Below are 16,431 nucleotides of genomic sequence, written 5' to 3'. Positions count from 1 at the left end.
CAAATGCACAAGATAAAACATTTACTTACTCAAATAAAAGAATTACCATATTGTCGTGTTTTTGAACCTGTAGGATTACCTATTATAGATGAATCAAAGCATACATTACCTAATGATTTGAAAGAGTTTTATAGTCTTAGCGGTGGCTTGGTCTTATTTGAGAACGAGGAATATCCCATCTATATTGTTTCTCCTGATAAAGTAGTGTTGGCAAACCCAATAATTGTTGGTGATTTATGTGACGAAGATATTTCGTCAGATTGGTATATCATTTGTAATGATGGTAAGGACGAATACTTAACGATTGATCTAAATGAAAATAGACTGGGTAGATGCTATGATAGTTTTTTTGATCGCCATGGACTTATCGGTGAGTCTCAAATAATCGCCAATTCGTTTACTGATTTGCTTGAAAACCTTATAAATAATAAGGGCCAATATTGGTATTGGTTAAGGAGTGATTTTAAATCTTTAGGTGATGCATATGATAATGTTGAATAGAACCTAGATGGGCTTTATGCCTTACAAGGTTTTTATTAAATTAACACTAAAATAAAAGTATCACTCATAGCGATTTGGAAAGCCGAGTCGAATATCTTATATACTTCTTTGCAACATTGGTCCAAGTATAATTGGCGATAAAGGAACAGCAAGGCAGGTCAGATAGGAAAGATCGGTAAAATTGGTCATTTAGACAAATTAAATCCCACTATAAATAATCCTTCACCCGCCTTCAGCGCAGCCGGGGTAGGTCCGATTCCCTACAATGTAATGCATAACCTTGAAAATCGTGTCCAGCAGATTACAAAGGGAACGTTTGGGGATAGTGGGAAGACTGGTAAGGGTACGGTTAAACTTAATAAGGACTTAGCATAATCTTATCTAAGAGATATAGAGACTAAAACTGGACGTAAGGTTAACATGCAGCAGATATCTCTTATGATTTAAGTAAGTCTGCTTATAATTTGTGCGATTTTTCTAAATTAACTATAATTAGTTTGCTAGGACAACTAAGAATGGGAGACTGAATATGCGAACAATTAAAATTTATGATCGAAGTGATTTAATCGAAATCTCTTTTGATGATATTAAAAAGTATCATGGCTATGCTGCTTATATGGCGTTAGGGGTTGGGTTCCGTGTAGTGGAAGCGGCTATCCAGGAATTGTTCGGAAACGAAATTCCGAATCGTGAAGATCTTTCCGTTCAATCGGGTCACGGAGGACCTGGATTCCGCGATGTATTCGAATTTGTAACTCGCTGTAAAACGAGAGGGGTATATACCGTTGATGTGAACTATCCGGTAGCTCAATATGATCCCTATCGCCCGACCAGCTATGCCTATATTTTCACAAGACAAAATGGAGAATCTGTGGAAGTGTCTTTAAAAGAAGACTTTTTACCTCCTGTTTTCTATGACTATTTGAAAAAAGGTCGCGAAGATTCCTTTACACCGGAAGAATATGATGCCAATGAAGTACTAAAAAAAGAATTGGGAAATCGTGCTTACAAAATGCCGATGGAAGAATTATTGAATGTAAAACGATTAAAATAATGAACCAATCCCTAAAAGACCATAATGGAGGCGGAGGATAAGCAGTTGCAGTTCCGCAATCATAAATCATTTTAAGATATACATGTGGAGATACTATAGACTAATAAAAAGTGTTAATCCCTGTTATTAAGGATTAACACTTTTTTAATAGAAAAGTAGAAGAAGGATAGAAAGAAACTTCTTCTAATTCATAATCAATGATTCTTCACAACTTCCTGCCCACGCACATTCCAAGTAAAAGCAAAGATAATGATAGCCAGTACACAGGAGATAATTAATAGAATGAATCCTGCATCCCATCCTGCCTGATCAACAACGACTCCCATGAGCGCATTGGCTGTTACTGTACCACCCAGGTAACCGAATAGCCCTGTTAATCCAGCTGCAGTACCCGCTGCTTTCTTTGGAACAAAGTCTAAAGCCTGAAGACCAATCAGCATAACAGGTCCGTAAATTAAGAAACCTATCGCTATCAGACAAACGATATCAATCATTGAGTTACCCGGTGGGTTGAGCCAGTAGATAACAACCGCTATCAGCACGCCGATCATAAAGAAAAATCCGGCAGGACCGCGTCGTCCCTTAAATACTTTATCAGATATCCATCCGCATAGAAGGGTTCCAGGTATTCCTGCCCATTCATATAAGAAGTAAGCCACGCTGGATTGGCTCATATCGAATTTTTTCTCTTCACTTAAATAGGTTGGTGCCCAGTCCAATACACCATAGCGGACAAAATAGACAAAGATATTAGCAATCGCAATCGCCCATACCCATTTATTATTTAATACATATTTAAATAGTATTTCTTTGACAGTTAATTCTTCCTCAAACGTTTTCTTTTTCTTACTTGGATAATCATCTCGATATATTTCAATCGGTGGAAGACCAACAGATTGAGGGGTATCGCGTATTAGGAAATAGGATACAACAGCAACAAAAATGGCTACAATCGCTGGTAAAATAAAGACACCTTCATAGGTCGCATTACTGTTAAATGCCGTATAGAGAGATACGCCGGCAACCGCTAAAGGAGCCATCAGCCCACCGCCAACATTATGAGCGACATTCCATAAGGCCGTTTTATTACCCCGTTCACTGACACTGAACCAGTGAACTAGTATTCTTCCGGAAGGCGGCCATCCCATCCCTTGGAACCAGCCATTCAAAAATAACATCACAAACATAATGGTTACAGTAGAAGTGAAAGCTGGTACTAATCCCATTAATAAACTAATAATAGCTGAAAGAATTAATCCGAGAGGTAAAAATATTCGTGCATTACTTCGATCCGATATGGTGGCCATCACAAATTTACTGATTCCATAGGAAATGGAGATCGCAGATAAAGCAAAGCCTAATTCTGTTTTGCTGAATCCTTCTTCTGTTAAATAAGGCATCGCAATCGAGAAATTCTTACGTAACAAATAGTACGCCGCATATCCAAGAAAGATTCCCAGAAAAACCTGTAAACGAAGCTTCTTATATTCAGGATCAATTCGGTTTTTTGGCAAAGGTTCTATCGCTGGAGCCGGCCTCAAGAATTTAAACATGTTCATCCTCCTCTTTTGTTTAATTTTGTATAAAAATGTAAAATATTGCGCATACCTACTATAATATGTATGCGCTACCAAAATCAAGTATTTGCTAGAGTGCTATATTGGTTTGCCATTGTATTAACGAATAGGTTCGTTGGGTCACCTTCGATTGCAGTCTAACCTTCATATTACATATGTGCATATTCATCAAGCATGGATTGTATATTACCATCCAGACAGTATTTTGGAACGTTTTTCCAGTGAACATCCTCTCCTTCAGAGGTGTACATCACTTCTTAAATAGATATAGTTTCCTCACTGTTGAATCGATTCATGATTGTTTTACCAATTGATAAGGCATAGGATATCTCGTCGATGAAGGAAGTATCTATAGATAAGGTTGCCACCTGGCAGCCTTTTTATTTTGCTTAAAACTTACTACTGCCACTTTAAAACTTTATTAGTATAATAAATAAAGAGTATTTAAAATTTTATTTAAAAACAGAATAGGAGAATCATTAATATGAAATTAGTAAAAGGAATTATAACTTCAACATTGTCTATTGGATTACTTGCTGGTTGTGGAATTAGTGAAGAAGACCAAGCGAAAATAGATAAATACGATGAATTGGAAAGGAAGTACGAAGAACTAAAGGAGAAGTATGAAGAGGTAACGGGTGAAACACAACAGGAAGCAGAAGGGGCAACTGCAACAAATATAAATCCAAAAATCGGAGAATATTTTGAGGTGGAATATGCGGAATATGAAGAAGAAGCAGCTCCTCTTGGAGTTAAAGTAGTAAGCGTTACAGAAACTGACGAAAGAGCTACTGACGAAGAATCCATTAAACATATAGCCCTGGTGGAAATGGAGCTTACGAATAAAACAGGAGATGAGATAGAACTCAGTTCAAGTGAGTTCAATGTCATTGATACAGAGGGATTCCAAGGAAGAGCATTTAGTTCCGGTTACGAAAATATAAAAGGAGATTTATGGGTGACTATCCCAAAGGACGGCAAAGCCAGAACATATTTCAGATATGAAGTAGGAACCCCTGGACCTTATTCAGTACAGGTTGGCGAAGTTATTGTTAAAGAATAAAGAGGAATTACTACAGTGAGTTAGTTAGATAGAGTAAATGATTAAATGGCTGACACCGGGCTCAAAGCCATTTTCACCTTTACTTCCTTCACGTTCACACGTCCTTTTCTTCCTCGAATAGCTTCTGGTACCGGTTATTTGAAATGGAAAAGACAACAGAGATAAAATTTTATTACGATGTAAAGAATAATAGTTTAAAAGCAAACTATAGATATGATTTAGTATATACAAATAATAATGAACTATTACCTGATGATATATTTGATAATTAATTCGAAGAAGTAGAAAAAAGTAATATGTAACTTATACCTTGATTGGCTAAAGCCTTCAAGGTTTTTTAGTTAGAGTTATTTTATCAAAATTCAGCAGCTAATAAGGAATTATTTGAGGATGGTGGATAGGTTGGTTTATTATCCCCTCCTTCTCAGAAGTAGTTACGAAAAGAGATAGCTTGATGAGGGTATATTAATTTGAGGGATTCCTAGTAAATGAAGGTTAAAAAGGCAGCCTATTTGTTTTGATAGGCTGCCACTATTTTTCAAGATCGATAAAACTCATATATCTATCTAATAAATTTTGGTCAATTTGCAAACTAATCATCAATGAATGTTTTTCATTTTCTAGTTTTTCTATCCGTTTATCAAAAGATTCTTTAGTATCGAATTCTTCATCAAATATATGATTTATATATCTTTTTTCTGTTTGAATTAGATTAATTAAATCAGGTGTTATGTTATTTACATCATTTTGTTCAAGTTGAAGTTTAATAACATTTGTAACTCTTTTACGATTCATGAGAAATAATATTTTTTTTGGATCATCAAAGAAATAGTTGTAATAAGAATCATTAAAAGACACTATATCATATATCTCATGAAGGTTGAAAAGTTGTTTTAATAAGTCTTGGCATTTTCTATATTGGGCATTAACATCATTAATTTTTGATAACTCATCCATTTTCTCGATTTCATGTATCAAAAAACTCGGATGATTTCTTAAGTCTTTTAATGCTTTATCAGTATATCCAATGGAAGCACTATGCAATATAAGTTTTTTTCCATTATATAAATAAGTGAAAATGAGATACATGTCCATTTTGAGATGATAATCATGGTTGATCTGGGTAATGAATGTAAATTCACCTTTATAATAAGAAATGTAAAATGAATGATTACCGATTTTAACAACATCGTTTTTTGTATATTCTTCTTTCTGTACTGCCTCTATAAATTTAGTTAAATCATTTGACAAGACTTCTGATTCAGTTACAGCTTTTTTAATTAACGAAATATGTTCCTCAATTTGAGATTTATATCCTTGTAGAAATTCAATATGTTTTTCACCATCTGGCTTATTATTAGCATAATTTATAATGTCATTAATAGTAGAAACTTCACATTCTTTGAAAGATATATGCAGATTAACATGATTAAAGTTTGTATGTTTTTTTATGTCTAGTGTTTTCTTGAAGTTGTATATCATAGTATATCTCCTAATATAAGAATTCTTTAAATCTTATACTTATCCTATAACAAGAATTAGAAAGATAGCAACATCGAAAAACATATATTAAGAAAAGCTAAGGACGCATCGAAACTGACATTGGGATATTAAGTTGATTTTTGGATTCTTTAACTGGAAACGATTTTTTAAACTAAGTTATATAAATTTATATCAAAGTTTGTCTTTTTTCTCCTACCATAAATTTACCAATGTGTTTATCTGTTATATCCACTAAAATGTTACTGTATATTTTTTGAATTAATGTTAGAAAAGGGTGGGTTGTGTGTTACAAGATAGATTAAATGAATTACGCAGTGCTATTTTAGACATAGTAGGCGAAAAGGTTAATGTAACTGGTTTTACACGTGAAGAAATGTTGCATCTATATTTACAATCAGCTAATGAATGCTTTAGTTCTAAAGGAGTATACGATTATCGTGAATTAGAATTTCATGATATTAAAAACAATGCATTAATTATTGTTAGAAAAGACGGAAATGAAATTGGTAAATACCAATATAGACCAGTACTGAAAGAGACGGTTAAATATAAGGGAGTAGTAGATGGTATTGAAAAAATTATTTCTCTAACATTTACTATAAGAAAAAGTATATACAGCAATCACTTTCATTTTTTAACCGAAGAAACATCTTTGGTCTTTGAAAATAAAAGTGAATTAGATCAATACCTATTAGAACAGTTTAATATTAATTGTTCATATTAAAATGGAGTAAGAATAATGGATTTTATAACTATAGATTTTGAGATTGCTAATAATAATTATAATAGTGCTTGTTCAATGGGAATGGTTTTTGTAAAAAATAATGAAATTGTTGATAAAAAACATTTTTACATTCAACCACCAATTCTTGATTTCAACCCACAAATGGTAAATGTTCATGGGATTAAGCCAGAACATGTAAAAGATGAAATGAAATTTAATGAACTCTGGGAGGAAATAAAGGAATTCTTTAATGATACAAACGTGTTTGTCGCGCATAATGCTCAATTTGATATGACCGTGTTACATGCATGTTTAAAAGAATATGAGTTAGATTTCCCGGATTTTAAGTATATAGATAGTATTCCAATTAGTACGAGGGCTTGTAGAGGAGAAGGAATTGGAAATTCATTAAAAGATAGAGCGAATCATTTTGGAATATCCTTAGATAATCATCACGATGCGTTAGCAGATGCTATAGCCACAGCAGAATTAGTCATTCATTGTGTCAAATTAAAGAATAGAAAATCGCTAGATGCATACTGTCGTAGTTATGGGAGCATTCCAATCAGATTTTTCTCAGAGTTAAAGCCAAATAAATACTTTGGAAAAAGGAAAAAATTTAATAAGATAAACATTCATGAAATCGAAGCGAGTGTAGAAACATTTGATGAAACGCATATTTTCTTTGGAAAAAATTTTGTATTTACTGGGGAACTTCAAACTATTGATCGTAAAACAGCAATGAAGAAAATAGTGGATTTAGGGGGGATTTTAAAATCTGGAGTTAGTAGAAAGGTTAATTACTTGATAGTGGGAGTACAAGATAAAACTTTAGTTGGTGAAGATGGACTCAGTACGAAAGAAGAAAAAGCATACGCTTTAATAGAACAAGGTGTAGATATAAAAATTTTGAATGAAGATGAATTTTTAAAAATGTTATAAATAGTAAGATGTACAAACATCCATTCCTTCTTTATTGTTCATCCTGTTAAGACAGAATTAACACTTTTTTATTGAAACCATAAAAAAAATTAACTGGTTTTATCAAGAATACCTACACAAGGAATCTGCAATTTTTATGTTGCGCTAAAGATAGATGAATATAGTTAAAAGGCTCGGTGTTGTACGGAGCTTTTTGTGTGAACGTGATTTGATGCCAAATATAATAGAAGAGACAGGTAAAAATTTCGTAATTTAAGTTCTAAGATTTTAATTAATTCATGAAACATAAATACTGATCTTCCGTATAAAAAAATTGTATGGATAATTACTTTATCAAGAAAAATTGGACGGCTTGATCCCCTGGAATTCAGGGATCAAGTGCATAAAGTATTTTTATTATTTCAACTGTCTACTAGATAGGGAGCACTTCAATACCAGGGGTGTCGAACGTATTTATATTCGTTGTTTGATTTCTAGCTTATAACAACAAAGTCATTTTACTCACCATTAAAATTGTAATGTCGATTAAATCCCGAAGTAATAAACTAAAATGTTATCATAGTTCTTTTATGATGGATACTACGGTTTTAGGCGATTAATTCTGGGAAGTATCTGGGTAGCAGATAAATAATTTATGATACTATATTGAGTATAATTACATCTGATAGAGGATAAAGGTGGATTCTAATGATTGTATATGAAGCTCTAAAAAGTGAATTTATGCAAGATGTATTTGAAGATAAACTCGTAGACAATATTGTTAAGAATTATACTGATAAAATTGGTCGAATCAATAAGAGTGAATTAAGGTCTTGGGATAATTCTTTAAAGAATATGCATTTGGTGCTATTAGATCCAGAAATTCCAGATAATGCGGGAGTGGCCATTGAGTTTAAGATACCTTACACATCAAAACGAGTTGACTTTCTTATTTCTGGCAGCGATGAGGAAGAGAATCAATCAATTGTAATAGTGGAATTAAAGCAATGGCAGGAAGTTGAGAAGGTTGAAGGTAAGGAAGCAATTGTCAAAACCATTCTAGGAGGCGGTCTTAGGGAAACGACGCATCCTTCCTATCAAGCATGGTCATATGCTGCCTTAATAGAAGATTATAATGAAAATGCGCAGGATGGAAAGTTGGATTTGTATCCATGTGCCTATTTGCATAATTATATTAAGCTACAAGAGGAAAATGATCCGATTATAGATGATTATTATCAGTATTATATTGAGAAAGCTCCTGTATTTCGAAAAGGGGACGCTGCAAAGCTGCGTGAATTTATTAAGCGCTATATAAAATTTGGTGATAAAAAAGAGAACTTATATAAAATTGAAAACGGCCGAATACGCCCCTCTAAATCCTTACAGGATTCTTTGGTTAACATGTTAAAGGGAAACAAAGAATTCGTGATGATTGATGAACAGAAGGTTGTTTTTGAAACAGCCAAAAAACTTGCGGTAGAAGCTCAAAGAACCAATACGAAGCAGGTGCTGATTGTTAAGGGGGGACCGGGAACCGGTAAATCTGTATTAGCGATCAATCTTTTAGTTGAGTTAACAGCTAATAATATGGTGTGTCAATATGTAACCAAGAATGCAGCTCCCCGAAATGTTTATGCGAAGAAGCTAAAGGGGGATTTCCGCAAGGGGCATATTGATAATCTGTTTAAAGGCTCAGGCAGTTATATTGAGGCAGCCTCAAATGGCTTTGATGTATTAATTGTTGATGAGGCTCATCGTTTAAATGAGAAATCGGGTATGTTTAACAACCTTGGTGAAAATCAAATGAAGGAAATTATAAATGCGTCTAAGTTATCAATCTTTTTTATCGATGAACATCAACGCGTTACATTGAAGGATGCTGGCAGTATCTCGACAATAAAAAAATTCGCTGAATACTATAATGCTGATGTATCTTATGCCGTATTAGATTCTCAATTCCGTTGCAATGGATCCGATGGCTACTTAGCCTGGATTGATGATGTTCTGCAAATACGAAAGACTGCAAATGAACATTTTATGGGGAGTCATTATGACTTTAGAGTATATAGCGACCCGGTTGCTATGAAGAATGAAATATTCGAATTGAACAAGATTAATAATAAAGCTCGTTTACTAGCAGGATACTGTTGGAATTGGAAGAAGGAAGGTAAGGGGAATTCACAAATCCATGATATTGAACTGCCGGAACATAGTTTTAGTATGAGCTGGAATTTGGCTAATTCAGATAGTTGGGCTATTGATCCGGATTCCGTAAATGAAGTGGGATGTATTCATACGTCTCAAGGGTTAGAATTCGATTACATCGGTGTTATCATTGGTGATGACTTATTTGTGGAAGATAATGATGTTAGAACAGATTATACAAAAAGAGCCAAAACCGATAATTCATTAAAAGGTATAAAGAAAATGATGAAGGAACAACCGGAGGAAGCTGCAAAGGTTGCTGATGAGATTATCAGAAATACTTATAGAACGCTCCTTACGAGAGGTCAAAAAGGCTGCTTCGTATATTGTACAAATAAAGAACTAGAATTGTATTTAAAAGAGCGTGTGAAAGATACTAAAGATATTTATGAGCCGAATGAATTCTTCCGTACGAATCAAGAAGTAGCCGAGAAAAAGGGTAAATATAAATAGCAGAAAAGACCTAGAATAGAATCCACTCTTTAAAGAGAATACTATTCTAGAGTCTGTTTATTATGCGGTTTATTCCTTTTTTTCAGGTGATTCAGAGAAATCAACAGTATTTTAAAATGAGACTCAACAGTTTTCAATAATTAAGATTCAACACTTTATCTTCGAATAATGCTTTTCTGTATTTTATCCTGATGCTGTTCTGCTCTTCATTAAAAGTAAAGGTCTCGCTAAGATGAAGAAGATAATCTAAGATGGTCGTTGCCGAATTATGGATGAAAAAAGAATAAAAAGAGCCACTGGAAATCAGTAAAGATTACATGCAAACCAAACACTTGAATCCTTATTAGGTAAGAGATGTTTTCTGTTTATGTGACAATAGATAACAAAATATAGTAAGGATAGAGTACTCTTAAATTGTTAGAAGTCTTTATTTAAATCTAATTAATGGGATAAAAATAATTAGAAAAAGATAAAACTGTGCAGATTCTCAAACAAATACAAATTGCTGCCTTACATTCCTATAGTATGTATTGATTGGTGATAATCGATCATATTGAGCTAGTTCATTTTACATAGGTCAATATGATCGACAAAGAAAGAGAACATTTTTATAATTAATAGTAATACAACGAAAGAAGTGATAACAATATGACTATGACCTACAGTTTATATGATGAAGAATCCAATCCAGGGGTGGGATTCAATGAAGATGAGTTTATTTTGAAAATGCCTTATTTTGATTTAGTTGGAGACAATGAAGTAAAGCTTGAAAAAATTGAAATTAATTTTTTAAGGAAACAAGAAATCCTAAATAATTTTCTTGAACTATTTGATTTTATAGTTGAAGATTTACAAGAAACAGAAGAGCTGTCTGAAATGTATGAATCGGAAGATGAGGAAAAGTATCTAACATACTCTATATTTCCTATCCCTGAAGATAATAAAATTGAACTTGCTATAAGTTATGCTGTTAATCAAGGTGTCTATGAGTATCCACTTTATACAGCGGATTACTATATTAATGAATCTAATGGGGAATTATGTGAGGAGCTAATCGAAGGAAGCCATGCATTTTTTCATGAGGACCTAATGAAGATTGCTGACAATTATAAAGGGATATTGAAAGGCTAACCTTAATAGATATCTGGAACGCAAAATAGAACCTTTAATAGAGGTTCTATTTTGCTATATAGAATCCCGTATAGATTAATTAAATGATATTATTTATAATATAATTTTTTGATTGGAGTAATTGACTATGCCTATACACAACAAACTAGTCCGTGATTTAATCCCAAATATAATAGAAGAAACAGGTAAAACATTCTCGACGAGAGTTTTAGATAATGAAGAATATATTAAGGAATTAAGAAAGAAAAGTCAGGAAGAGCTACAGGAGTATTTGGATGCGAAGGATGATGAGAGTGCTATAGATGAGCTTGCTGATTTGCTGGAAATCATGCATGCATTAAGCAAATGCCATGGAGCTGATATTGATAAGGTGGAAGAGGTACGTGTGAAAAAAGCAGCAAAACGCGGTGGATTCGAGGATAAAATTTTCTTAATTGAGGTTGAAGATTGAGCAAGGTTCAATTAATCACACATGATTTAATAGACCATCTTAAACAGAGTATCAGCCAGGCGAAATCCTGTTATATCCTCACATCCTTTATTATGAATTCCGGTGTTAAGCTGTTGGAACCGCTTTTGAAAGAAGCGGCAGAAAACGGTGCCGATATTAAAATTTGTACGGGTGATTATCTATATATTACACAACCGGAAGCATTAAAACGATTGAAGGGAATTCATCCGGAAATTGAAACGAGAATTTGGAAGAGCGAAGGAAAATCCTTTCATCCCAAAGCCTATATTTTTGAAAATGAACAAGAAGGTATCTTTTATATAGGCAGTTCAAATATGTCTAAGTCTGCGTTAACAAAAGGTGTGGAATGGAATCTGGCGGTTCCCAGTCAGGCAGAGGATAGTGTACTGGATGCAGTTATCAAAGAATTTCTTGATATTTTTCATAATCCAGCTACCGTACCACTGAATGACATAACTGTGCAAAAATATGAAGCTGATTATATAGAGTTTCATAAACAGAATCCTCAGTTGCAGAATAAATGGACAATGCAGGAGGAAATCGAATTAACCTTACCTGCAGAAGACCAGAAAAATGAACCACCAACAGCTACTCATGGACAAGTCATTGAACCACCTGAAGTATATATAGCCATTTCTCCTCGTTTTGCCCAGAAGCCTGCACTGGAAGAATTACAGAAAATACAGGAAGAAGGCTATGACAAAGCAATGATTGTGATGGCGACTGGTCTTGGTAAAACCTACTTGGCAGCCTTTTTTGCAAAGCAATTCAAACGGATTTTGTTTATTGCCCACTTGGAGGAAATCTTAAACCAGGCATCCTTATCGTTTAAAAATGTGATTCCGAATGTAACAACCGGTATTTATAATGGAAAAGAAAAAAATCCGGAAGCGGATGTACTATTTGCTTCTATACAAACTTTAAGCAGGAAAAAGCATTTAGAGATATTTTCACCCGATGAATTTGATTTAATCATTGTGGATGAATTTCATCATGCGGCGGCTCATTCCTATCAAAAGGTACTGGACTATTTTCAACCAAACTTCTTGCTTGGCATTACGGCCACACCAGATCGGAATGATTATAGAGATATCTATGCGATTTGTGATGGAAACGTAGCATATCGGATAGAGTTTATTGAAGCGGTTCAAAAAGAATGGCTTTCTCCTTTTCATTATTACGGAATCTATGATGAAACAGATTATTCACAAATCAGATGGTTAGGCACTAAATATGATGCTGAACAGCTCGCTGAGGCTCAGCTAAAAGAAAGTATTGCAGAAAAAATATTAGATGCATGGGAACAATATAAGCAAACAAGAACATTGGCCTTCTGTTCCAGTATCGTACAAGCAGATTTCTTAACCAACTACTTTAATAAACGAGGGTACCGCACAGTAAGTTTACATTCTCATTCACCAGCCGGATTGCGTGAAAGAGCAATCAGACAATTAAATGATGGAGATTTGGATGCTATCATGACAGTTAACTTATTTAATGAAGGTGTCGATATACCAAAAGTGGATACTTTGTTATTCGCACGGCCAACAGAATCTTTAACTGTTTTTACACAGCAAATCGGTCGAGGCCTCCGTCTGGCTAATGGAAAAAATTATTGTGTCATCATTGATTTAATCGCCAACTATCGAAATGCAGATATTAAGCAGTCCATGTTTTATTTGCCGCAGGATGCTAAAAGTAAAAAGTATAAGCAGTTGCCTGTATTACCAAATGGTTGTGAAATGCATATCGAACTTGAAGCAAAAAGGCTAATAGATGAGCTGGCTAAAAAGAAAATGCCGAGAAAAGAACTGCTACTGAATAGCTATCTACAAGTGAAAACAGAACTCGGAAAAAGACCAACTTATATAGAAATGCATATGCACGGTTCTGAAGACAGCAAGTTGTTTAAACAGGAGTTTAAATCGTATTTTTCCTTTTTAAAGTGGGCTGATGAACTGACTGATGAAGAAACAGAAGTGTTCGATCAATATGCCAATTGGTTTTATGAAGTGGAGTCAACGGGCATGTCAAAAAGCTATAAGATGGTCTTGTTGTTATCCATGCTGCAAAGAGGCCCGAATGAATGGATGAAACCAATCAATGCCAAAGAAGCTGCTCCCTTTTTTCATTATTATTTAACTGAAAAAGATTACCGAAAACACATCGATTTTAATGATAAAACTACAAAAGTTTTATGGAATTATGATGAAGGAAAAGTTGCTTCACTAATTGAAAAAATGCCAATGAGAAAGTGGAGCGGGAGTTCGAAAGGGCTAATTGAATTTGAAGAAGGAATTTTTTCTCTGCTGTTTGATATAGATAAAAAAGAACAAAGAAAGGTGTATGAGTTTACAAAAGAAATTTGTGATTATAGGTTGCAGGTTTATTTTGAGAAGAAAAATTATTGGTGATTAGATGTACATTCAAAACACCTGGAAAGTAGTATCGTATTGATTTTTAAAAGACAAAGTAAACTTCTAATGTGTTGGCTATTTCAATTTTAGACGGTAAAGAGGGTAATGAATATCCTGTGTGCCGTCTTTTTTTTTGATGGCATCATAATGGTTTGTTATTTTTTGGGTAAATGTAACTATTTATAAAAAAAGATATTTTTTTACTATATAATAATAGTGAGTGATCTTTGTTAGTTTTCTTTCTCCTTTATAATAGACATAGAAATGTGTAGAATATTAAGGGAATGTATGTTTGTTTTATGGAGGGATAAATAAATGTTTAATTATAATATAATACAGGAAACAAATAATGAGTATTTAAAAGAAGATAACAATGATAATGATGAATTTACTATATTTAACCCGATTCTTGCAGATTCATATAAGATGAAATTTTTAAAAATAGTAAAAGAGATTTTAGAGGAATTTCCTAATGGAAGAACAATAAAACTTGGTGAAATTTTAAATGAGAATCAGAAATTAATAATAAATAACGATAATCCTTTAGAGGGACTTAGATTTTTGTCTGCATTATCAGTACTAAGAGATCTACTAGCACAAGGTTGGAGAATAAGATTAAGAGTGGATAATCTTATAGAACTCGCTCCACCCAATTCAACTAACAATGACAGTAAAATTTTTCTAAGACGTCAACTTCAGACTGAACGAAATGTGCAACTCAAAATAGACAGTGTAGAAAAATTTATAAGAAGAATGGAAAAGAAGAAACGATATAAAGACAAAGAAATTGACATTACTTTTCTAATAGGTGACAGTAATCTGTTAAGCCAAGGGTTAAGAAAGATAAGTGAAGAAAAAGATATTAATAAACGAGATGAAATATCAAAAACAGTGATATCACCGTATCTACAGTTAGTAACCAATGAAAGGTGTTCATTCACTGGATATAAGTTAATGGATATATGGAGATATTTTAGATATACATGGTCTATTCCATACAAATCTACTCCAGGAAGGAAAATGTTCTATCTAATAAGAGATGCCGCTCAACCATTTCATCCAATTATTGGTATTACTGCGCTCGGAAATACAGTTCTACATTTAACAAAAAGAGACAATTACATTGGATGGACGTTAGATAGCATTAAACAAAAATTGAAAATAAAGGAACATGTGGAGGAATTTGAAATCATGTTGAAAGGGGAAATGGGCTTAACTAGAAATGTGAAAAAAGTTACTCCTCTTGAGACAGTACAAGAGTTTGAAGACAGAGTGAATGAAGAAAGTAGAAAAATACTCATGAATGTCAAGAAATTCTTGATTGAGGCAATTAATGAAATTAATATTGAAGGTCTCATAACTTTAGATGAAATAACTAATCCTAGTGAAGAAGTAATCATGAGACTCGAAAAATTAGTTGAATACTTAAGGGGAAATCAATTTAATAATAAAAGAACGACTGGAAACGTGGATTGGCAACTAGAGTCTCAATCGCCCTTATTTAAAAAGAAGAGGGCTCAAGAACTATCTAAACTTCTTAGTTCCAAATTAATCATTCAACAATTAGAAAAAGATTTTAATAATCCAGTTGAGATACTTAAGAAATTGATATCCTATAAAGGTGGCAAAGTGCTAAACATAGCGCTACAAGCTAACCGTAAAAGGAAGATTGGTTCAAATATAATGGAAATAATTGTTTGTGGATCTATCCCGCCTTATAATGAATTGCTGGGTGGAAAGTTAGTAAGTATGTTAGCTATAAGTCCATCAGTAGTTAGAGATTATAATCAACGGTATGCATGTCAAGTAAGTGAAATTGCTTCGAGAATGAAGGGAGAAGAGGTTGTTAGAGATTCGCAACTAGCATTTTTAGGTACTACTTCTTTATATCATATGGGGAGTAGTCAATATAACAGAATTAAATTACCTGCAATTAATGGTAAATTAGAATACAAAAAATTAGGTGAAACAGAAGGATTTGGCTCAGTCTTTTTTACAAATCAAACTAGTACATTGATTAATAAAATGCTCTATGAGATTGAAGGCGGAAGAAGAATAAATAACGTTTTTGGTGAGGGAACTAGTCCGAGAATGAGATTAATGAGGACTGGATTATCTAGCCTAGGTATCCCAGAACAATTCATAAAACATCATACTAAGAGGATTGTTTATGGAATTGAATTAGCATCCAATTCTAAAGAATATTTAACTGGGGAAGAAGATAAATTAAACTATTATTTTCCTTTAGATGGTAATGAGGATAAGTATACTGAAGAAATAATCAACTATTGGAGAAAACGCTGGCTATTAAATAGACTCGATAATGTGGACTTGATAGGTCGGATTTCTAGTTTTAAGAAGGAGTCTATTTTACTTAGCAGTTATATTTAACGAGGGGAGGATGTTT

12 protein-coding genes are annotated in these 16,431 nt (G+C 33.4%); 10 read left to right on the top strand and 2 right to left on the bottom strand.

The annotated features are described in order from the left end of the window. Window positions 1-3: 3 nt before the first annotated feature. A complete protein-coding gene (locus AC4G3K_RS02050; protein ID WP_491132298.1) occupies window positions 4-501 on the top strand; it encodes an SMI1/KNR4 family protein in 498 nt (165 codons plus the stop codon). Between the two features lie 529 nt (window positions 502-1,030). Further along, on the top strand, window positions 1,031-1,555 hold the full coding sequence (locus AC4G3K_RS02045; RefSeq protein WP_491132297.1) for a hypothetical protein: 525 nt from the start codon (window positions 1,031-1,033) through the stop codon (window positions 1,553-1,555). A gap of 194 nt (window positions 1,556-1,749) precedes the next feature. Here the strand turns inward: AC4G3K_RS02045 and glpT are convergent, their stop codons facing one another. Beyond that, entirely contained in the window at window positions 1,750-3,108 is a 1,359-nt protein-coding gene (gene glpT, locus AC4G3K_RS02040) for a glycerol-3-phosphate transporter (protein WP_491132296.1), read from the bottom strand. A gap of 508 nt (window positions 3,109-3,616) precedes the next feature. Here glpT and AC4G3K_RS02035 point away from each other — a divergent pair. Next, the gene (locus tag AC4G3K_RS02035) at window positions 3,617-4,195 is read left to right on the top strand and encodes a hypothetical protein (protein WP_491132295.1); all 579 of its coding nucleotides are present in this window, start codon (window positions 3,617-3,619) and stop codon (window positions 4,193-4,195) included. Between the two features lie 531 nt (window positions 4,196-4,726). Here the strand turns inward: AC4G3K_RS02035 and AC4G3K_RS02030 are convergent. After that, window positions 4,727-5,677 carry a hypothetical protein gene (locus tag AC4G3K_RS02030; RefSeq protein WP_491132294.1) on the bottom strand — a complete coding sequence of 317 codons (951 nt, stop codon included), beginning with the start codon at window positions 5,675-5,677 and terminating at the stop codon, window positions 4,727-4,729. Window positions 5,678-5,981: 304 nt separating this feature from the next. Here AC4G3K_RS02030 and AC4G3K_RS02025 point away from each other — a divergent pair, with 304 nt between their 5' ends. The 7 genes from AC4G3K_RS02025 to AC4G3K_RS01995 all read left to right on the top strand — a co-directional run bounded on the left by AC4G3K_RS02025 (window position 5,982) and on the right by AC4G3K_RS01995 (window position 16,415). Further along, complete coding sequence (locus tag AC4G3K_RS02025) at window positions 5,982-6,422, top strand: hypothetical protein (protein WP_491132293.1); 441 nt, start codon at window positions 5,982-5,984, stop codon at window positions 6,420-6,422. A gap of 15 nt (window positions 6,423-6,437) precedes the next feature. Next, complete coding sequence (locus AC4G3K_RS02020) at window positions 6,438-7,364, top strand: exonuclease domain-containing protein (RefSeq protein WP_491132292.1); 927 nt, start codon at window positions 6,438-6,440, stop codon at window positions 7,362-7,364. Between the two features lie 687 nt (window positions 7,365-8,051). Next, on the top strand, window positions 8,052-10,004 hold the full coding sequence (locus AC4G3K_RS02015; protein ID WP_491132291.1) for a DNA/RNA helicase domain-containing protein: 1,953 nt from the start codon (window positions 8,052-8,054) through the stop codon (window positions 10,002-10,004). A gap of 648 nt (window positions 10,005-10,652) precedes the next feature. Continuing rightward, complete coding sequence (locus AC4G3K_RS02010; protein WP_491132290.1) at window positions 10,653-11,135, top strand: hypothetical protein; 483 nt, start codon at window positions 10,653-10,655, stop codon at window positions 11,133-11,135. Between the two features lie 127 nt (window positions 11,136-11,262). Beyond that, on the top strand, window positions 11,263-11,586 hold the full coding sequence (locus AC4G3K_RS02005) for a pyrophosphohydrolase domain-containing protein (RefSeq protein ID WP_491132289.1): 324 nt from the start codon (window positions 11,263-11,265) through the stop codon (window positions 11,584-11,586). Then, window positions 11,583-14,021: a DEAD/DEAH box helicase family protein gene (locus AC4G3K_RS02000; protein ID WP_491132288.1), complete on the top strand. Its 2,439-nt coding sequence runs from the start codon at window positions 11,583-11,585 to the stop codon at window positions 14,019-14,021. Before AC4G3K_RS02005 ends, AC4G3K_RS02000 begins: the two co-directional genes overlap by 4 nt. 318 nt (window positions 14,022-14,339) lie before the next feature. After that, window positions 14,340-16,415 (top strand): Druantia anti-phage system protein DruA, encoded by a 2,076-nt coding sequence (locus AC4G3K_RS01995; RefSeq protein WP_491132287.1) that lies wholly within the window; start codon window positions 14,340-14,342, stop codon window positions 16,413-16,415. The last annotated feature ends 16 nt before the right edge of the window (window positions 16,416-16,431 follow it).

This window comes from Bacillus sp. z26, from assembly GCF_058313635.1.
This window is presented reverse-complemented; position numbering and strand designations above follow the sequence as displayed.